Raw genomic sequence first — 17,893 nt, forward strand, 5'->3', positions numbered from 1 at the left:
TGCGAGCGAGCCTCGGGCTCAGGCCCGTGCGCGCATGCGCCGCGTACGGAACGTGCCCCAGCCGCTTTTCATCACTGATTTCGAAAATGCCCACAGCCCACTTTCGTTGGGACGCGGATCACCGCCATTGGCGATTCGTTTGAGCTGCAGCGTGTACCAGAAGATTTCCATGACGCCCATCTGATCGATTTGCTTGATGCCTGTGATGATTGGCCGTACACGTTGTGAACTGTCCTGGCCTTGCAACAGGGCCGCCGGTGCCTCGGGATCAATGGCCAGTAACCGCGCGAGGCCAATGACATCGAGCGCTCCGGAACGCAGCGCAGCGTTCATGGCGGCGGCACTGCGAAAACCGCCAGTGACCATCAAAGGCACCTTGATCGAGGCGCGCACCTTTTCAGCAAACTCAAGAAAGTAAGCCTCGCGCGCTACGGTGGATGCTTTTTTCGTCTCCTGGAGCCCGCCGCTCATGGCTGGAGCCTCATAGGTGCCCCCCGAAATCTCAATCAGGTCGATGCCTGCTTCGGCAAGTGCGTGAATCGTCGCCATTGATTCCTCTTCGGTGAAGCCTCCGCGTTGGAAGTCTGCTGAGTTGAGCTTGATGCCGACGGGAAATTCGGCGCCGACCTGGCGGCGAATCTCGGTGTAAACAGCTAACACGAAACGTCGACGTTTTTCCGGGCTGCCACCCCATGCGTCCGTACGCCGATTGTGGTGTGGCGAGAGGAATTGGTTGATCAGATAACCGTGCGCGCCATGGATTTGCACGCCGCTGAAGCCGGCCTCCTTGCAGATGGCTGCGCTGCGTCCAAAGCGCCGAATGATGTCTTCGATCTCGGCTGTGGTGGCTTCGCGTGGCGTCTCGAACAGTGCGGCCATGTCCTCGCGGAACGGGACCGCTGATGGCGCGAGGTTGCTGTCATTCAGGCCTTTGGTCGACTGCTTGCCAGGGTGATTGAGCTGCACCCAGATCGCCGCTCCCTGCTCGGGCGCAGCACGGGCCCACTGGCGTAGCACAGGCAAGTCAGCTTCATCCTCGATGACGACGTTGCCTGGTTCGCCGAGTGCACGCCGGTCGATCATCACATTTCCGGTGATGAGCAAACCAATGCCCGACGCGGACCAGCGCCGGTACAACTCGACCAGTTTCAACGTCGGGTGATTGTTGTAGGTGCCCAACGTTTCGCTCATGGACGCCTTGGCGAGGCGGTTGCGAAAAACGCTGCCGTTCGGGAGTTGTAAGGGCTGGTTCAGCAGATTTTCTTCCGGCGATGAGGCGGTCATGGTGAGTTCTCAATATGGGCTGTTTCATGATTGAAGGGAGTGCCGCGGGATGGAGTCCGATATCCGCCGGGGTTGCAGGAAAAGGCACTACTGAGAGGGTTGTCTGCCGTATGACGAGCACAGGCTCACCACCGGGCAACATCGGATTCGGATAGGTATAGAAGAAGAGGTGTGGCTCGCAGCCAAGACACTAGGCCGGAGTTGATTGGCTCCACGGTATACAGGGCCGCAAACGACCCGTTCATACAGGCCTGCCATCCCCCTACTCGCATGATGCGAGGGAAGGAGGGGGAGGGCTTGCGGTCTTAGGGCTTGTACTCGAGTACTTTGAACACTCGCGTAAACGCTGGACGATCCCCTTGCAGCAGCTTTACATGCCCTTCGCGAAGCGCACGCGTTGGAGTGATCTGGCGTAGGACCAACGCGATGAAGGTTTCCATGTCGCACTGTATCTTGACGTCGGCGGGCTCTGCGCTCGGCCCAGACCGCGCCAACAGGTTCCCGTCGTTTACTTGAACATGGAAGACCTCTGCTTCCACCTGGAACTCGTACAACTCCTGTAAGCCTGCGCTCGCCGACGAATCGTTCGCGCCGGTCAGGCAAAGTGCTATGAGTTCCGCACGAGCACTGGCCGGATCGATGCGCTCGTCGATCGGCAGACCCAGTCCCCAGAATCCCAGCGCGAGCACTGGCTTGCGTAGTTGCTCGCCCAAAGCCGTCAGCTCGTAAGCTGGCGTAGCTGGGGGCGTGCGTAGCGTAACTTGTTGAATGACGCCGTTCTGCACCAGCATGGCCAGGCGTTCGGACAGCCGGTTTGTACCCATTGCAGGCAGAATCGCGAGCAGGTCTTTGAATCGCTTCGGACCCAACAGGAACTCGCGAATCAAGAGCAGCGTCCAGCGATCTCCCAGTACGTCCAGCGACCGGGCTATTGGGCAGAGTTGACCGTAGGTTTTGTTTGTCATGTCTCATTGTACATATTCCGCTCAGCCGATACGCGGCGCAATGCGGTAGCCGATGGCCAGGCTGGAAATTCTCCAGCAGTTCAAGGCCAGAAATCTTGCCCTCAGGCAGCGCCGCTAGCCGTCTCGCCCCCCAATGGAAAGGGAGCGGCATTTCCGCGCCGTTTGCCGCTGATCTCACAGCCGTTGTCATGTATTGCTCACTGCTTGAGTAGGTTGGAAGGCTTCATGAAACTATACATATAATATAGTTTTAATACTATACGAAAAATATAGTATTGTGACTGCTGAGGGCGTTGTCCGGGAATGCGACATCGCTGATTGCTCATGGGGCGGCTTTCACCTGCCGAACAAGCCTTCAGTGATGTCTGGCATCTGCGCGACGAGGTTGGATGTGCTGTTACACGTGCTGGGTCGCAAGCTGACATGGGGTTGCTTACCAAGAGCCAACCCATGTCAGATGAAGCGTTGTGCTGGGCTCAAAAACGATACGTCAGTTGCGCCACCAGGCCGTTGGCGCTGTTCTCGTACTTGGCGCTGTAGGCTGGCTGGAGCCCGGAGGTGTTGGCCTGGCTAACCGAACTGCTGCCTTCCCACAGGTAGGCGTAGGCGAGATCGACGGTGAGATCCTCGTTGGGTGAGTAACCGGCTCCCAAGGTCAGGGCTCGGCGGTTGCCTACAGGAATGCGCACTTCCCGGTCTGCATTGGTGGTCGGTGACGGATCATAGGCAAAGCCCGCACGCAGCACCCACTGCTTATCAAGCTGATAGGATGCACCCACTGCCACCGAGATAGTATCGTGCCAGTTCAGCTCTTCGCCAATGGTGTCAAAACCGAGTTGCTGCCCGAGCGCTGGCACACCTTTATTCTTCGCCTCGAGCTTTGGCAGACGACTCCAGCGCGTCCAGGTGGTACCCAGGTAACCGGTCCACCGTTCGTTGAAGCGATGAGTGAAAGAGGTATTCACCGACTCCGGAAGGGTCGCATCCATCGATGTCTTGTACTTGCCGTTCAGGCCGAACACGCTCGGAGAGTCGCTGACTTCAGTATGGCCTGTGATGTGATAGTCGACCTTGGAATGGTAAGTAATGCCCCAAGTGGTGGCGTCACTCAGATCGACCATCAGACCAACGTTGTAGCCGAATGCGGTGTCGTCGCCCTTGATCTTGATCTGGGTGTCCGTGCCGGCATTCAGTGCGCCGGTGGCCAGTTCGCTCCGCAGATCGCCTTCTATGCGATTAATGGTCGGACCGCCGCCGATGGTGATGCGCTCGTTGATACGATAAGCGAGCGTCGGCTGCAAGGTGATCACCTGTACCTTGCTGTAGGAGCCATGATAGCGGCCTTGGAAGTTGCGTTCATAATCGTTGACCAGGCCTTGGGGGACATAAATACCCATTCCGAAGGTGAAGGCCTGATTGATCGGCGTAGAGAAGTAACCGAAAGGCACCGTAACCAGTGGTACTGAGTCGCCTTTGTTGCTACCCGAGGCACTGCTCTGAGCGTCACTGATATTGACCTTGGCACTGATTGCCGCAAAACCGCCACTGACCTCGGTGCGCTTGAGTTTGCTCAGGCCGGCCGGGTTGCCATAGACAGTGCTGGCATCCAGCGCCGTTGAGGCGCGGCCGGCATAGGCAGTGCCGGCGCCGCTGGCGCTTTGCTCGTTGACGGCCAGGCCATTGGCAACAGCGGTGGCGCAAAACGCGCAGGCGGTCAGTGCGAAAGTGCTTTGGAGAATAATCTTGTTCACTGCTTTTACTCCGAACAGGGTGACAGCGTGGTTCATCACCACTTTGAGGCGATCACGTTTTCCGTCGTGCACAGGTGCAAAGAAGCGGATCTGGTGTAACCGTCATGAGTGCTCATCTTCATGCTGTCCAAGGCTCACAAAGGGCTCTGGATCAGCGATGGCGGCATTGGCGGTCTTGACAGATGGGTGGGTAAGAAATGGGCTGTGCGATGAGACGTCGGTGGGACGGGGAAGGAGGGGTAGTGACGCGCGTTGGTGCATACATAAGAGATCTCCGGTAGCGCCTGGATTATTGTTATGGCAATGGCGCTTACGGAGTTGATGGTAGGGTGCGTTATTGGGAGGAAACGTCTTCCAGATTACATTGTGTAAGCTATTTTTTAGGCGCGTGTCAGGAGACTGCGCGAATGCTTGAATTGACTCTCGCTGATGTTGCTCGTGTAACTGCCCAGACCCATTTGCGTCGCCCCATTTTTTGAAAGCCACTGATAGCGGTCACCTTCTCTGATTCCGGCTTACATTGTGTAGGCTATCGTTCGTTCAAGCGGTGATGCTCTCGAACGTAGCGGTTCAGCCCTGGCAGGTCCTTGATGATGATCTTGCCGTAGAGCGGCTCTATCAGGCCCAACCCCCTCAGTTCGTTGACCACTCGATTGACGCTTTGGCGTGTGCTTCCAACCATGAGGCCTATATCTACTTGAGAAAGCAGTAAATCGATCCCTCGATCAGAAGGCTTCTGCAGGTCACTGAGTTGAGCAAAGCGGGACGCGATTCTTGCCGCGACCGGCAAGGTCAGCAGCTCCTCGATCAACTGAAGTGCTACTCGCAAGCGACGGTTGATCTGGCATGCGAGTGCCGTTTCAACTTCATGATGCTGTTCGCGCAGCAGTTTCAAGTCACTCGCCGACCAGACCCTCAATTTGGTTTCTCCCCGGGTAGTCAGCGTGACAGGGGACGGCTCGTCATCAGTCACGGGAGCATCGGCTACTATGTCGCCGGGTCCGTAGACATAGAGCAGAACCTCCTGGCCATCCTCGGTGAGAATGCATTTGCGGATGGCCCCGGAAACGATCTGGAAAATTTCCGTTACACGATCGCCGTTTTGATACAGGATCTTCGAATCGGCAACGGTTCTTGGGTGAGCGCATCGCAGAACGGTATCCCGTACTTGAGGGCTCAGTTCATCGATCCAGTTGAAGCCTTTCATTTTTGGCGGCAGCTCCATTGTAGGCAATGTGCATCGGAATCCTGCTGGAAAGCGATGTCGATCCGGGCCTGGTCGGTCGCGCTTTCGGATGTCTCGTCCTGGTTCGTTTTCGAGAGTCGTAAACCTCTCCTTTATCGCGCAATGCGTTGGACGATCCAGCGGCTGAGGGCCGGTGGCGCGAGACGCGTGGCGATGGCTAGAAATCCGGCTTGCAGGCCGACAGTCCAGTGGGGTTTGTGGATGCATCGTTTTGCCGTCGCGCAAGCCCATACCGTGGATGCGACGTCATGTGGCGTGAGCCGAATGCCCAGCGATTTGGCGCTGGGGATACGACCGTAATCATCAGCCATTGCGGTCTTTACGAAGCTCGGCCAGATATCACTCACGCGGATGCCGAACTTGCTCCATTCGAGGTCGAGCCCTTCGGTGAATCCGCGTACGGCGAACTTGGTCGCCGAGTAGGTTGCCAGTTCAGGCTGGCCATAGATTGCAGTGGCCGAGGCCATATTGATGACATGAGAGGAGGGCGTTCCTCGCAGGTATTGGAAGGCACTGTGGCAGCCGGTGATCATTCCCAGAACGTTCACGTCAAGCATTGCATGGTGTCTGGTCAGTGAAACGGCTTCAAACTGCCCGGCTGTGAGAACCCCCGCATTATTGAGCAGCACGTCAAGCCGCTGGCCACTTTGCGCCCAGAAATCCGTCAGTACCCGTTCCCATGCTGCAGGATCGCTTACGTTGAGAGCTCCAGAGATGGCGTTTCCCTCTCCCAAGGTCGCGGCGACCGCGGCGACACCCTCTGAATCAATATCGTATAGACCAACGAACCAACCACGCTGCGCAAACAACTCGGCGCAGGCACGACCGATTCCGGAAGCTGCACCTGTGACGAGGATTGCTGGTCTCCATTCTGGAAGGGGGGATTCAGACGGATTTCTGGTGGCCGGATTAATCTGTACCAAAGTGATGTGCGGTTTCATTTTATGAAGTTCCCTTCAGGTGCGGGTTGGTGCATGACTCGGGGAGCGAGCCTAAGAGTACATATTGCGATGGTAATATAACAGTGTTATGTTTGTTCTATAACAGTGTTATTTCCTCCGGCTGATTTGATGACTGTCCGGAGGCTACTGATGGAGGGCGCGCTTGCTCTCCACGCTTGTCCCGGAGGATCTAAGAGATGACGAAGACGCATACGCCGCCCGAGCACCTTGAAGTGGAGCCCCGAGGCTCTGTCCTGGTTGCGCGGCTGGATGGAGGTCCACACGGGTTGATGGGGTTGGAGATGGCCAATGAGCTTTCGCAGCTATTGGACAAGCTAGAGTCCGATACCACGGTAAAAGCGGTGGTGCTCACTGGAACTCATCCTGAGCGTTTCATCGGTCATGCAGACGTTCGTTGGCTACAGGAAGGTGGAAAGAGTATCCCGTCGGTCGGGCGCACTGTGGCCTCGGCTATCGCTCGAACTGCAAAGAGCGTGCGCGCAGTTCCGCCTTTGGCGGCAGCTGCGTCTCTGACACCGCTGGAGGGCGGGATGCAGCTTGACAAGCTGCACGACACTTTTCTGCGGATGAACCGCAGCGGCGTCATTTTCATCGCCGCTCTGAACGGCTCTGCGCTGGGGCTGGGCAGCGAACTCGCGCTCGCCTGCGACGCCCGTCTGATGGCGGATGGCGATTTCTTCATCGGGCAGCCGGAGGTGCTTCTCGGCATCCTTCCCGGTGGCGGGGGCACTCAGCGATTACCACGGCTGGTCGGTGCCCATCGAGCGCTTATGCTGATGCTCGAAGGCAGGCCGGTGTCGCCACGCAAAGCGCTCGAAATAGGGTATATCGACGAAGTGGTTGCTCCGGATGCGCTGCTTGAGCGAGCCATTGAGCTGGCCCGGTATCTGGGCTCTCGACCCAAGGATGCCATTGAGGCTATCAAGCGAGCTGTGTACTTCGGCGGATCAGCCACTCTCGATGAGGGGTTGCACATGGAGCGCACCGAGTTCATCAAGATCTCGCCTTCCGAGACTGCGCAATCGCTGATGGTCGAATACCTTGAGCGCACCGTTCGCGACGGTAATGTGCCGTTCTACAGCCCGGCCATTTTCGAGCAAACGCTCGAGCAAGGCTCCTTGCCCCTGCAAGGCGGGGGAGGCAGGAAATGAATCAAATGTCACAGCCTTCCTACCCATTCACTCGCCAGGACATCCGCTTTGACTCGGGTGAAGCCTACTGTTCGGCCTGGCTCTACCTGCCGGTCGGAGTAGAGAAACCGCCGATTGTAGTCCTCGGTCACGGACTCGGTGCGGTTCGCGAGATGCGCCTCGACGCCTTTTCTGAGCGATTCGCCGCTGCGGGAATCGCTACATTGGCCTTTACCTACCGTTATTTCGGAGACAGTGGTGGTCGCCCCAGGCAGTTGATGTCTGTGAAGCGGCAACTGGCTGATTGGGATGCAGCGCTGGACTTCGTCAAAGGCTGCGCGGATGTCGATGGGAGACGGGTTGCCGTATGGGGAAGCTCGTTTGGGGGAGGGCATGCGATCACCGTGGCCAGTCGGCATCCCGAGTTACTGGCTGCCATCAGTCAGTGCCCCTTTACCGACGGTCTGGCCTCCGCCGCGGCACTGGGTGTGAAGGGATCGCTGCAGGTAGTCCCGGTGCTCTTGCGTGATTTTGCGGCCAAGCTGCTGGGTCGTCCGCCAGTGATGGTGCCAATCGCTGCCACACCCGGTCAGCCGGCCTTGATGAATGCCCATGATGCCCTGCCGGGTTATCTGGCCTTGGTGCCGAAAGGGATGGTGTTCGTCAATCACGTCGCCGCGCGGGTGCTCCCGGAGATCATGGCTTATCGACCCGGACGCTCCGCCTCCAAGGTGAAGTTTCCCATCCTGTTTTGCGTCAGCACCACGGACACCGTCACGCCACCGGAACAGACGATTGCCCTGGTGCGCAAGGCGCCGCATGGAGAGACCAGGCTTTATTCCGTTGGGCATTTCGAGTTCTACATGGGCGAGGCGTTCGAAGAACTGGTGAAGGATCAGACCCAGTTCCTGACGAAACATCTTCTCGGCTCTTCACCCTACTGATTCAAGCGTTTTCGTCAATTTTCAGAGAGAACAACAATAATGTGTTTTTCCACGCTTTCAGATTTACGCGCGGTGTCAGCGCCTGATGGTCTGTGCATCGCTGACGACAGCAGCAACCTGACTAACCGGCAGTTCCATTCCCGGGTCCTCGCAGCGGCGGGAGTCTTCGCGGATAGGGGGATAGGTGTTGGAGACGTCGTCGCCGTCATGTTGCCCAACCAGGTGGAGTTTGTAGTGGCGATGTTCGCCGCCTGGCGTCTGGGGGCGGCGGTCACGCCGATCAATCCTGGGCTGACCAGCAAGGAAGCAACCCATCAACTGGTTGATTCAGGGGCGAAGCTGCTCATCAACGTCAGCGGCGAAGTGATAGTTCCGAATCTACAGTCCCTGCCTGTCGCCATTCTGGAAACGGGGGCGTCCTACACCGGCGTACCCTTTGAAGAGCCTGGCGCACTGGCACTGTTGATCTACACCAGTGGCACTACCGGCCTGCCGAAGGGCGTGATGCTCGATCACGCCAATATTGAAGCCATGACGGAAATGGGACGAAACTCACTCAAGGTCACGGCAGCAGACCACTGTTTATTGATACTTCCACTCTTTCACGTAAACGGCATTGTGGTGAGCACGCTCGTCCCGCTATCAAGCGGTGGTCGGGTTTCGATCCGCAAGCGTTTCAACGTCGACACGTTTTTTGAGGATGTCGAGTGGCTTCGGCCCACGTACTTCTCTGCAGTGCCCACCATCTACGCAATGCTTAACGCGTTACCTCGCGAGGTCAAACCTTATACCTCCAGTCTTCGGTATGGCATCTGCGGCGCGGCGCCTGCATCGGCGGAACTGCTGAAAAAATTTGAAGCTCGCTTCGGTTTTCCGCTGCTTGAGGGATATGGCCTGTCCGAAGGCACGTGCGCTTCGACCATCAACCCCTTCGACGGCCTACGCAAGGTCGGTACGGTCGGGCTGCCCTTTATCGGGCAACGCGTTGCAATCGCCGACCCGAGCGGTGTGCATTTGCCGCAGGGCGCCACCGGCGAGGTGCTGGTTCAAGGTCCTAACGTCATGCGTGGTTACCTTGGGAAGCCCGAGGAAACAGCGAAGACCATCGTTGATGGTTGGCTGCACACCGGCGACATTGGCCGGATCGACGAAGACGGTTATCTGGCCATTGTCGGGCGCCTTAAAGAGATGATCATTCGTGGTGGAGAGAACATCTATCCCAAGGAGATCGAAGATGTGTTGTTCGAATTTCCAGGCGTTCTCGAAGCAGCAGTGATCGGTGTTCCCGACGAAACCTTCGGCGAAATTGTGCTGGCCTACGTCGCGTTTCGTGCGGGATTCGCCGGTACCCAGGAGGGCTTGAGCGAGCACTGCACTGACCGGCTGACGCGTTACAAAAGGCCTTCCACGATCAACATCATCGACAGCCTGCCAAAGAATGCCGTGGGCAAAGTCGACAAGCTGAGGCTGCGCAAGATGTGGACCGAATATGTCGATTGACAGGTAATGACCTGATGGACTTTAGGCGCAAAGCAATCGGCACGTAGAAGGGGACATATCATGAAAAGCGCAGACTTCGACTGGCTGGTGATCGGATCGGGATTTGGCGGCAGCGTCTCGGCGCTGCGCCTCGTGGAGAAAGGCTATCGCGTCGGGGTACTCGAGCGCGGCCGTCGCTATCGCGACGAAGACCTCCCCAAGTCGGCCTGGCAGTTCAACAAGTATCTGTGGGCACCCGCGTTGGGTTTGAAGGGCATCATGCGCATGTCGCTGTTTCGCCATGTCTTTTTTCCCAGCCAGTCGGGTGTCGGTGGCGGCAGCACCGTGTATGGCGGTGTGTTGTACCGCGCCAAGCCAGAGTTCTTCGAAAACGTGCAGTGGCGGGAGCTTGGCCACTGGGAAAGGCTATTGCAGCCTCACTACGATACGGCCGAACGCATGCTTGGGGTACAGATGGTGCCATTCGACTCGACGAACCAGCAACTGGCCCGGGAGATGGCGCAACACTTCGGAACCGAAGACACATTCACTCGAGCACCCACTGGAGTGTTCTTTGGCGAACCGGGCATAACCGTCAAGGACCCCTATTTCGGTGGGGAAGGGCCTGACCGTACCGGGTGTATACGTTGCGGCGCCTGCATGGTGGGATGCCGCGTCGGTGCCGTGAACTCGCTGGTGAAAAACTACCTGTGGTTCGCAGAGAAACGCGGCGTGCAGATATTGGCAGAGCGTGAGGTCGTTGATGTGAGCCCACTCGGGGCAGCCGATGGTAGTGACGGCTACCGTGTGACCACCCAGCGTCCCGGCGCCTGGTTCGCCCGTGATCGCCGTACTTACACTGCCCGCGGAGTGATCTTCGCCGGCGGGGCTCTCGGTACCAACGAATTATTGGCCAACTGCAAGCACGGCGGCTCGTTGCCCCGGGTCAGCGATCGCCTTGGTGAACTGGTGCGCACCAACAGCGAATCGGTTCTGAACGTGCGCTTGCCCGAGGACCGCAAGACCTGGAACGATGTGACCGCCAGCAGCAGTGTGCACGTCGATCAGAATACCCACATCGAGTTTCTCACCTACGGTCGCAACGCCGACTTCCTCAGTTTGCTTTGCACGTTGCTGGTCGGTAAGGGTAACCGCGTGACGCGGCCGCTGAAGTGGCTGGGGAATATCGTGTTGCACCCAGCGCGATGGCTCAAGTCGCTATGGCCATGGGGCTGGAGCCGACGCATGGTGATGCTGTTAGTGATGCAGGCATTGGACAATGCGATCGCACTTCGTCCCAGCAAGCGTTGGCTGGGTCGCGGCTACCGCCTTGTCACCGAGCAGAATCGCGACAAGCCAAATCCGACTTACATCGAGATGGGCAACCAGGCGGCTCAATGGTTGGCCAGGCACACCGGCGGTATTGCCCAGAGCAACGTACTGGAAGCGCTGGGCAACATTCCGACAACAGCCCATGTGCTGGGCGGTGCCGTGATCGGCGCCGATGCCCGAAGCGGCGTGATTGATCAGAACCTACACGTATTTGGTTACCAGAACATGTTGGTGTGTGACGGCGCTGCGATGCCTGCAAATCCTGGGGTTAATCCTGCGCTGACCATCACGGCACTCGCCGAGTACGCAATGGCGCAGATTCCACAGGCCCGCAATAACGAAGGTGTTCATGAGCGAGGTGAGGCGGTAGCGACCAAACCGTCCAGTGGCGTGCTTAGCCATCCCGATAATCAGCGCGTGGCCTCGATACAGATCCCTATACCGCTGCGCATATGAGCATTGAGCCGCAAAGCATACGAGCATCTGTCATGACCGGTTCCTTCTGCGCATGAGCGAACCGGTTGACCCAACCTCTGAACATGCCGAGTGGCTGCGCACTTGAGCTGAAATACTGTTCGCTCCGCGTCACTGCAGAGGGGCGGTTTTTCAAGGTTCTAGCGGAGTTGCCTACCCGGCAATGACGCCAGCAGTGGAAGATTCCACTTTTTCGCGCTTCGCTCCCAAGCCGACAACAATGTTGTTACACGTCGCTACCAGGATCTGCGAAGCAGGATTGGCCGTGCCTGCGAAGTGGCCAGCGAGTTCGAGCATGATGAATCCATGCGCGGCACTCCACAGCTGTGGCGCGATGAGGGCAGGATCGATTTTGCGAACGCATTTGGCATCAACCAAGCGAGCGCATGCGTTGATCAGAATCGCGTATGTCGCCTTGAAGGCGTCCGATTGCCCATCTGCAATCGACTTCATGGTACCTCGTGAGGGGCTATATCTGCCGTCAATCGAAAGGCCAAACATTAAGTCGTACAGATGGGGATTGCTTCGTGCAAGGTCTCGGCAAGCCAGGAGCATCGCACATAAGTCGGTTATCGGATCATCGGTGATTGGCACACGCTTGAAGACAGCAGCCAACCGCTTGAATCCCTCGTCAGCGACAGCTTGTAGAAGTTCCGGTACGCCGCCGAAGTGTGTGTAAACCCCCATCGTCGACAGGCCGGCTTCATTCGCTACCGAACGGGCCTTGACTTCGGACGGGCCGTTAGTCGCAAGCACACGAATGGTTGCCTCGACGAGGCGGGTGGGGGCATTAGGGAGTGAGTTATCAGTGGTCATGTTGCAATACTGCCATAACGGCGTTATGTTAATCAAATAACAGTGTTATATGGCCGGCACGACTGGAAGCTTGCTCAGGAAGTGATCTGAACACAGCAAGCGCCATCCGCTAGCCGTGAGCCACCAGATCCCTCTCACAATCCGCAAAATGGCATCAAGCCGTCAATGAACATCCGCTCAATCACGAGGATTCAGGCAATGCGTACTCTTAAAAAAGCGGGTGTCTTCGGACTCACCCTGGCAGCAGCAGTCATGTCATCGGCACTGAGGGCAGACGATAATTCGCCCGTTGGTCTGTGGCAAAACATCGACGACGTCAGTGGCAAGCCGAGGGCATTGATTCGAATCACCGAGTCCGATGGCACTCTGAAGGGCGTTATCGAAAAAGCGTTTCCCGCCCCGAGCGAAGACCCGAATCCGAAGTGCGGTAAATGTGATGGTGTGAACAAGAATGCGTCAATTGTAGGTCTGACCATTCTCACCGGTTTGCGCAAGGACGGCGAAGAATACACCGATGGCGAAATCCTCGATCCGGATAACGGCAAGGTCTATAGCAGTAACGTCCACCTGATCGACAACGGTAAAAAACTCAGCGTGCGCGGCTACATTGGCACGCCGCTGCTGGGGCGTTCACAGACCTGGGTACGCCAGGAGTAAGGAAGTACGATGAAAGCATTCACTATCTGTGAAATAACGAGACGACCCCATGTTCGAAAACTTCGAAACGTACCAGATTACCGTAGGCGATGTGGAAATTGCCTGTGTTGCAGCGGGTAAAGGCGAACCCATCCTGATGCTCCACGGGTTTCCGCAGACCATGGCGCTCTGGGCACGTATCGCACCTGGGCTGGTCGCGCGTGGCTATCGGGTTGTCTGTGCTGATTTGCGTGGGTATGGGGCATCGGATAAGCCGCCGCTTCAAGCGGATCTGTCAAATTACGGATTTCGCGCCATGGCCGCGGATCAGGTCGGACTGATGCGTGTGCTCGGACATGAACGGTTCCATCTTGTTGGACACGACCGTGGCGCGCGCACGGCCTACAGGATGACACTGGATCATCCAGACGTGGTGGCGAGCGTCACACTGATGGACATCGTTCCTACGGCTGTGATGCTGACAGATCTGCGCAAGGACATAGCCCACAGTTACTGGCATTGGTTTTTTCTTTCTCAGCCCGCACCCTTTCCGGAGCGCATGATTGCGGCGGATCCCGATTTCTTTTTCGAGAGCTGCCTTTTCGGCTGGGGTGCCGCAGGGCGGGAGGATTTTGATGCTGACCAACTGGCGGCGTATCGGAAAGCTTGGCGTGATCCGGCAACGATCGCTGGTTTTTGCAACGAATATCGCGCCGCACTCACTGTGGATCTGGCAGACGACATGTCCGATTCCGGACGACGCATCACCGCGCCCGCGCTGATCCTCTATGGCGCCTCAGGTGCGATGGCCAAGCACTATGATTTACCCGCCACTTGGGTGGATCGCTGCACGATGATGGAGGCTTCTGCGATAGTGGGCGGACATTTTTTTGCTGATTCCCGGCCGGACGAGGTCATTGAGCGAGTCGCCGCATTTCTGGCAAGCCATTCCTTGCTGGCGACAGTGCTTGGTCAGTCCTCCATGGGTAACTGAAACCTGGCTCGATAAGCGCCCGGAGTGAACCCAATGCGCTCACGAAACAAGCGGGAAAACGAGCTGATATCACTGTAACCGACATAGTGAGCGATTCGCTCGGTGCTCAGGTCGCCGGCTTCCAGCAAAGCTCGCGCCGTATCAATGCGTAGGTTCTGCAGATAGGTGAGCGGTGACTGCTCAAGCACCTTATTGAAGCGGCGTATCAATGTACGTTCGCTGACGGCCAACTTCTGCGCCAGGTCTGTCATGCGTACCTGTTCCACCAAGTGATCCTGAAGCCACTTTTGCGCGCGTTGAATCAAGGGATCATTGTGGGTCTTGTCGGCGATAAGTGGCTGGAAAGGTGTCTGCGTCGTTTGGGTCAAATCGATCAGCATGCTGCGGGCGCATTGCCTGGCGATGACCTCTCCCGCGAATTTGTTAAGGACGTGAACCGCTTGCAACAAAAATGTGGCATGTGCGCCGCCACACACCAGACGTTCAGATTCCGTCACCACTGGACGCATTTGCAGATCAACCTTCGGGAATCTGCTGCGGAAATGCTCCTCGAGCCACCAAGTGGTGGTCGCCACTTTGTTATCGAGCAAGCCCGTCTCGGCAAGCAGGAAGGTACCCGTGCAATTGGCGCAGAGCCATGCGCCATTTCGCCATTGCTTAACCAGCCAGTCATGCACAGCCCCCTGTTTTTCCAGGAAGCCCTGGAAATGCTGCCAGCCGCGATAATGCAGGCTGGGAATAAAGACCAAATCATAATGCTGGTTCTTCGGCAGCGCCCGCATGCCAAGCTCGAGGCCATTGCTCGCACGCACAGGCCGGCCGTTCTGCGATATGAAATGCCATTCAAACAGACCTGACGGTGGCATCCCCTGTTTTGACATGTGCGCGTTGGCAACCTGAAGCATGTCAGCAAAACCTCCCACAACGGAGGCATAGGAGTCGTCAAAACCCAGAATCGCAACGGTGGTCATGGCGGAACCTTTTTGGTATGGGTGGCGATATTCGCATATTTACCGTCGTTTTTGCCTATTACGTCATTCCATCAGTTTCCATACCGTTCACACCACGTTGCTTCCCCAGGCTAAAGAAGAGATAACCATGACCCATCTTGCCAATACCTCGGTCAATGCGACTGTTGCGCGTTACCAGGATCGCCTGTATCACGACCTGGATACCCCGCAGGAAATCCTGGCTATCCGCCAGGAGATTCGTCGCTTCGCCGACGAACATGTCGCCCCGGTGGCCTACGCCATTGGCCACACAGAGGAGTCCGTTGCAGCGTTCCCGCGTGACTTGTTCGCCAAAATGGCCAAGGCCGGTTTATTTGGCATTCCCTTTACCGCTGATGTGGGGGGGCGAGGGCTCAAATACCCCACCGCAGCCACTGCGGTAATGATCGAGGAACTGGCCTACCATTCGAACTCAGTGGCCGCCATCGTGGACGTGCATTGCATTCTCGCGGGTAATGCGCTGAATCACGGGTCGGACTCGATCAAGCAACGTTATCTCAAGCCCTTGCTCAACGGCGACAAGATCGGGAGCTTCGCGACTACCGAGCCGGATGCCAGTACCGACTTGAGCGTTGAAGCCATGGGCACCCACGCTACGCGCACCGAAGATGGCTACATCGTCAGCGGCCGCAAGCGTTTCATTTCCAACGCACCAGTTGCCGACTTCGTCGTATTGCTCTGTGTCGATGGCGCGCGCATGACTGAGCTGGTGGTCGAGTTGAATTGGCCAGGTGTACGTGTTGGCGAGCCCGACAAAAAAATGGGCAACCATGGCCAGCTGACGGCGGATATTTACTTCGACAACGTCAAAGTGCCCATGACGAACGTCGTGGGCCAGCCCGGTGAAGGTCTCAAGATAGCCTTGCAAACACTGACGTTCGGGCGCATCGGGATTGCCGCGAGTGGGACCGGCATGGCTCAGGCATTGTTTGATCACAGTATCGCGCGGCTCAAGACGCGTAGGGCGTTTGGCAAAGCCATTGCGCAGTTCCAACACTGGCAGTTCAAGATGGCTGAACGCGCCACTGAAATCGAGAACGCCCGCAACCTGTATCTCAAGGCGGCGTTGCGCATGGACGAAGGACTCGCTTTCCCGGAGCCCGAGGCCGCGATGGCCAAATGGTACGGCACCAACCTTGCCGGTGAATTCGCCCGCGACGCGGTACAGATCTTTGGTGGCTACGGCTTTATGCGCGAGCTCGCGGCGGATGGTTCGCACTACCGTGTCGAAGAGATCTATCGCGACTGCAAGATCGCCGAAATCTATGAAGGTACCAATGAGATTCAGAAGCTAGTCATTGCACGAGCAATCTTCGGTAAAGACATCACCGGCTGATTGGATGGCCAACCCAATGGAGCGCTGCCCAATGCACATACTCATTATCCATGCGCACAACGAGCCGCAATCGTTCAATGCGGCCATGAAAGATCTGGCGGTCGAAGAACTGCGGGGGCAAGGGCACTCTGTCGAAGTGTCTGACCTGTATGCCATGAGCTGGAATCCGATCGCCAGCGCAGCTGATTTTGGCAGCCGCGTCAATTCCGAGTACCTGACGTATGCCTTGGAGCAGCGTCACAATTGCTCGCAACGCACACTGGCGCCGGATATCCAGGCGGAGCTGGACAAGTTGCTGAAGGCCGATCTGGTGATCTTCAACTTCCCAATCTATTGGTTCTCGATGCCGGCGATCATGAAAGGCTGGATAGACCGGGTATTGGTTTCGGGTATCTGCTACGGCGGAAAGCGCTTTTACGATCAGGGCGGCCTGGCTGGCAAGAAGGCCATGCTCGCCATCTCTGTCGGCGGTCAACCACACATGTTGGTGAGCGGCGGTGTGCACGGTGAACTCAACGACATGCTCCGACCCATCCTGCGTGGAACGTTGGCCTATACCGGGATGACAGTGCTTCCGACCTTTGTTGCCTATCACGTACCGTACACTTCCCAGGAAGCACGTGTCACTCAGTTAGCGATGTATCAACAGCACCTGCGTTCGCTGGACACACTGCAAGGGCTTTCATTCGTCTCACTTGATGAGTTCGATGAGAAATTTCACCCGATTTCCGCACGGAATCCCTAGCAGATACCACGTTTGCCTACATAGTTTTCTCACCATCGGTATCCCTATAAATCTCTGGTTTCGTCTTCTGTTTCTGCTGTTTCGCAGCCCTGGCGCAAACCGGTCGACGGACTGGCGACAACCGTCATGCGCATGCGAGTTTGGTTGCTTGAACTCGACTTCAACCGCACGTCACAAATGGTCTGTACTTCACCTTGGCTGATCTGGGGTACATAAACTACCTCCTGCCCAACGGGCATTTCGGGTCGCGCTGCGCCATAGAGTGTTTGCTGTCGTGGGAGATACGTGGGGTAAGTTCGTCGAAGCTAAAGTTGTTTGAAACTTCCGAGATTCAATCCGAATGCTCGGCCAGGACGAAAATAGAGCTTTGTTGAACATCGCTTCGTCAGCAAAAAGCGAGTGGTCGCCGTGGTGCTGCGAGTTCTATGCCGCTCTGCCATAGGCACGATTCCGCCTGCTGATCTCGTCCAAGGCACACTCGAAACTGCACCGGATGCGACAAATAAGGCCGCTCTTTTGCGGGCACGCCAAAGAGCAGGCGGCGACTCACGTCGTGTAGGGCTTCTGGCAACACAAACGCGTGGATGATTATCCATTGATGGTCAGGACGATCGCTACAATTACCTCCGCCCAGAGTTTAGGATTTTCCAACATTTCACGCGTAAAGGGCTAGGAAACCAAGGCCTGAAAGCCACAGGAGGCATAGTCCAGCAGTGACCGCGTCTCTGATGAAATGAAAGGTGAGTCCGATTTCAACTGGGAGGCTACTCCTGCGCATCCAACGCAAAA

The 17,893-nt window shown here is 57.0% G+C and carries 15 protein-coding genes and 1 pseudogene; 9 read left to right on the top strand and 7 right to left on the bottom strand.

The window, feature by feature from the left end:
• Positions 1-18 precede the first annotated feature (18 nt).
• From AC515T_RS11175 to AC515T_RS11195, 5 genes are all read right to left on the bottom strand, one after another.
• Positions 19-1,284, bottom strand: a complete 1,266-nt coding sequence (locus tag AC515T_RS11175) for an NADH:flavin oxidoreductase/NADH oxidase family protein (RefSeq protein WP_496532510.1) — start codon at positions 1,282-1,284, stop codon at positions 19-21.
• 305 nt (positions 1,285-1,589) lie between these two features.
• Positions 1,590-2,249, bottom strand: a complete 660-nt coding sequence (locus AC515T_RS11180; RefSeq protein WP_496532511.1) for a winged helix-turn-helix transcriptional regulator — start codon at positions 2,247-2,249, stop codon at positions 1,590-1,592.
• A 476-nt stretch (positions 2,250-2,725) separates the two neighbouring features.
• Positions 2,726-4,000, bottom strand: a complete 1,275-nt coding sequence (locus AC515T_RS11185; protein WP_496532512.1) for an outer membrane protein transport protein — start codon at positions 3,998-4,000, stop codon at positions 2,726-2,728.
• A 529-nt stretch (positions 4,001-4,529) separates the two neighbouring features.
• Positions 4,530-5,207, bottom strand: coding sequence for a Crp/Fnr family transcriptional regulator (locus tag AC515T_RS11190; protein ID WP_305489990.1), 678 nt, complete (start codon positions 5,205-5,207; stop codon positions 4,530-4,532).
• A gap of 131 nt (positions 5,208-5,338) precedes the next feature.
• Positions 5,339-6,187: an SDR family oxidoreductase gene (locus tag AC515T_RS11195; RefSeq protein ID WP_496532513.1), complete on the bottom strand. Its 849-nt coding sequence runs from the start codon at positions 6,185-6,187 to the stop codon at positions 5,339-5,341.
• A gap of 197 nt (positions 6,188-6,384) precedes the next feature.
• Between AC515T_RS11195 and AC515T_RS11200 the strand changes: the two genes are divergently transcribed.
• Genes AC515T_RS11200 through AC515T_RS11215 form a run of 4 tightly spaced genes read left to right on the top strand, consistent with a single transcriptional unit; the run spans position 6,385 to position 11,549 of the window.
• Positions 6,385-7,359: an enoyl-CoA hydratase/isomerase family protein gene (locus tag AC515T_RS11200; RefSeq protein ID WP_496532514.1), complete on the top strand. Its 975-nt coding sequence runs from the start codon at positions 6,385-6,387 to the stop codon at positions 7,357-7,359.
• A 5-nt stretch (positions 7,360-7,364) separates the two neighbouring features.
• A complete protein-coding gene (locus AC515T_RS11205) occupies positions 7,365-8,282 on the top strand; it encodes an alpha/beta hydrolase (protein WP_496532515.1) in 918 nt (305 codons plus the stop codon).
• A 39-nt stretch (positions 8,283-8,321) separates the two neighbouring features.
• Positions 8,322-9,782, top strand: a complete 1,461-nt coding sequence (locus AC515T_RS11210) for a class I adenylate-forming enzyme family protein (RefSeq protein ID WP_496532516.1) — start codon at positions 8,322-8,324, stop codon at positions 9,780-9,782.
• A 60-nt stretch (positions 9,783-9,842) separates the two neighbouring features.
• Positions 9,843-11,549, top strand: a complete 1,707-nt coding sequence (locus tag AC515T_RS11215; RefSeq protein WP_496532517.1) for a GMC oxidoreductase — start codon at positions 9,843-9,845, stop codon at positions 11,547-11,549.
• A gap of 171 nt (positions 11,550-11,720) precedes the next feature.
• On the opposite strand, the gene AC515T_RS11220 is transcribed toward AC515T_RS11215, so the two are convergent.
• Positions 11,721-12,383, bottom strand: coding sequence for a TetR/AcrR family transcriptional regulator (locus tag AC515T_RS11220; RefSeq protein ID WP_496532518.1), 663 nt, complete (start codon positions 12,381-12,383; stop codon positions 11,721-11,723).
• Positions 12,384-12,581: 198 nt separating this feature from the next.
• Between AC515T_RS11220 and AC515T_RS11225 the strand changes: the two genes are divergently transcribed.
• Together AC515T_RS11225 and AC515T_RS11230 are read left to right on the top strand one after the other, a co-directional pair.
• A complete protein-coding gene (locus AC515T_RS11225) occupies positions 12,582-13,040 on the top strand; it encodes a DUF2147 domain-containing protein (protein ID WP_496532519.1) in 459 nt (152 codons plus the stop codon).
• Between the two features lie 49 nt (positions 13,041-13,089).
• Positions 13,090-14,013: an alpha/beta hydrolase gene (locus AC515T_RS11230; RefSeq protein ID WP_496532520.1), complete on the top strand. Its 924-nt coding sequence runs from the start codon at positions 13,090-13,092 to the stop codon at positions 14,011-14,013.
• Here AC515T_RS11230 and AC515T_RS11235 read toward each other — a convergent pair.
• Positions 13,992-14,984 (bottom strand): GlxA family transcriptional regulator, encoded by a 993-nt coding sequence (locus AC515T_RS11235; RefSeq protein ID WP_496532521.1) that lies wholly within the window; start codon positions 14,982-14,984, stop codon positions 13,992-13,994. The genes AC515T_RS11230 and AC515T_RS11235 overlap by 22 nt on opposite strands.
• A 127-nt stretch (positions 14,985-15,111) precedes the next feature.
• Between AC515T_RS11235 and AC515T_RS11240 the strand changes: the two genes are divergently transcribed.
• The 3 genes and pseudogenes from AC515T_RS11240 to AC515T_RS11250 form a co-directional block, all read left to right on the top strand.
• Complete coding sequence (locus tag AC515T_RS11240; protein ID WP_496532522.1) at positions 15,112-16,359, top strand: acyl-CoA dehydrogenase family protein; 1,248 nt, start codon at positions 15,112-15,114, stop codon at positions 16,357-16,359.
• Between the two features lie 31 nt (positions 16,360-16,390).
• Positions 16,391-17,104: an NAD(P)H-dependent oxidoreductase gene (locus AC515T_RS11245; RefSeq protein WP_496532523.1), complete on the top strand. Its 714-nt coding sequence runs from the start codon at positions 16,391-16,393 to the stop codon at positions 17,102-17,104.
• A 46-nt stretch (positions 17,105-17,150) separates the two neighbouring features.
• Positions 17,151-17,596, top strand: a pseudogene (locus AC515T_RS11250) (thioesterase family protein); the annotation flags it as partial.
• Between the last annotated feature and the right edge of the window lie 297 nt (positions 17,597-17,893).

The sequence above is a fragment of the Pseudomonas sp. FSO-7 genome (assembly GCF_059579345.1).

What these genes read in the sequence shown, in the direction of transcription:
- AC515T_RS11200 (WP_496532514.1), top strand. Translation starts at nt 6,385, where the DNA reads ATGACGAAGACGCATACGCCGCCCGAGCACCTTGAAGTGGAGCCCCGA.
- AC515T_RS11240 (WP_496532522.1), top strand. Translation starts at nt 15,112, where the DNA reads ATGACCCATCTTGCCAATACCTCGGTCAATGCGACTGTTGCGCGTTAC.
- AC515T_RS11210 (WP_496532516.1), top strand. Translation starts at nt 8,322, where the DNA reads ATGTGTTTTTCCACGCTTTCAGATTTACGCGCGGTGTCAGCGCCTGAT.
- AC515T_RS11245 (WP_496532523.1), top strand. Translation starts at nt 16,391, where the DNA reads ATGCACATACTCATTATCCATGCGCACAACGAGCCGCAATCGTTCAAT.
- AC515T_RS11190 (WP_305489990.1), bottom strand. Translation starts at nt 5,207, where the DNA reads ATGAAAGGCTTCAACTGGATCGATGAACTGAGCCCTCAAGTACGGGAT.
- AC515T_RS11180 (WP_496532511.1), bottom strand. Translation starts at nt 2,249, where the DNA reads ATGACAAACAAAACCTACGGTCAACTCTGCCCAATAGCCCGGTCGCTG.
- AC515T_RS11215 (WP_496532517.1), top strand. Translation starts at nt 9,843, where the DNA reads ATGAAAAGCGCAGACTTCGACTGGCTGGTGATCGGATCGGGATTTGGC.
- AC515T_RS11230 (WP_496532520.1), top strand. Translation starts at nt 13,090, where the DNA reads ATGTTCGAAAACTTCGAAACGTACCAGATTACCGTAGGCGATGTGGAA.
- AC515T_RS11195 (WP_496532513.1), bottom strand. Translation starts at nt 6,187, where the DNA reads ATGAAACCGCACATCACTTTGGTACAGATTAATCCGGCCACCAGAAAT.
- AC515T_RS11205 (WP_496532515.1), top strand. Translation starts at nt 7,365, where the DNA reads ATGTCACAGCCTTCCTACCCATTCACTCGCCAGGACATCCGCTTTGAC.
- AC515T_RS11235 (WP_496532521.1), bottom strand. Translation starts at nt 14,984, where the DNA reads ATGACCACCGTTGCGATTCTGGGTTTTGACGACTCCTATGCCTCCGTT.
- AC515T_RS11220 (WP_496532518.1), bottom strand. Translation starts at nt 12,383, where the DNA reads ATGACCACTGATAACTCACTCCCTAATGCCCCCACCCGCCTCGTCGAG.
- AC515T_RS11175 (WP_496532510.1), bottom strand. Translation starts at nt 1,284, where the DNA reads ATGACCGCCTCATCGCCGGAAGAAAATCTGCTGAACCAGCCCTTACAA.
- AC515T_RS11225 (WP_496532519.1), top strand. Translation starts at nt 12,582, where the DNA reads ATGCGTACTCTTAAAAAAGCGGGTGTCTTCGGACTCACCCTGGCAGCA.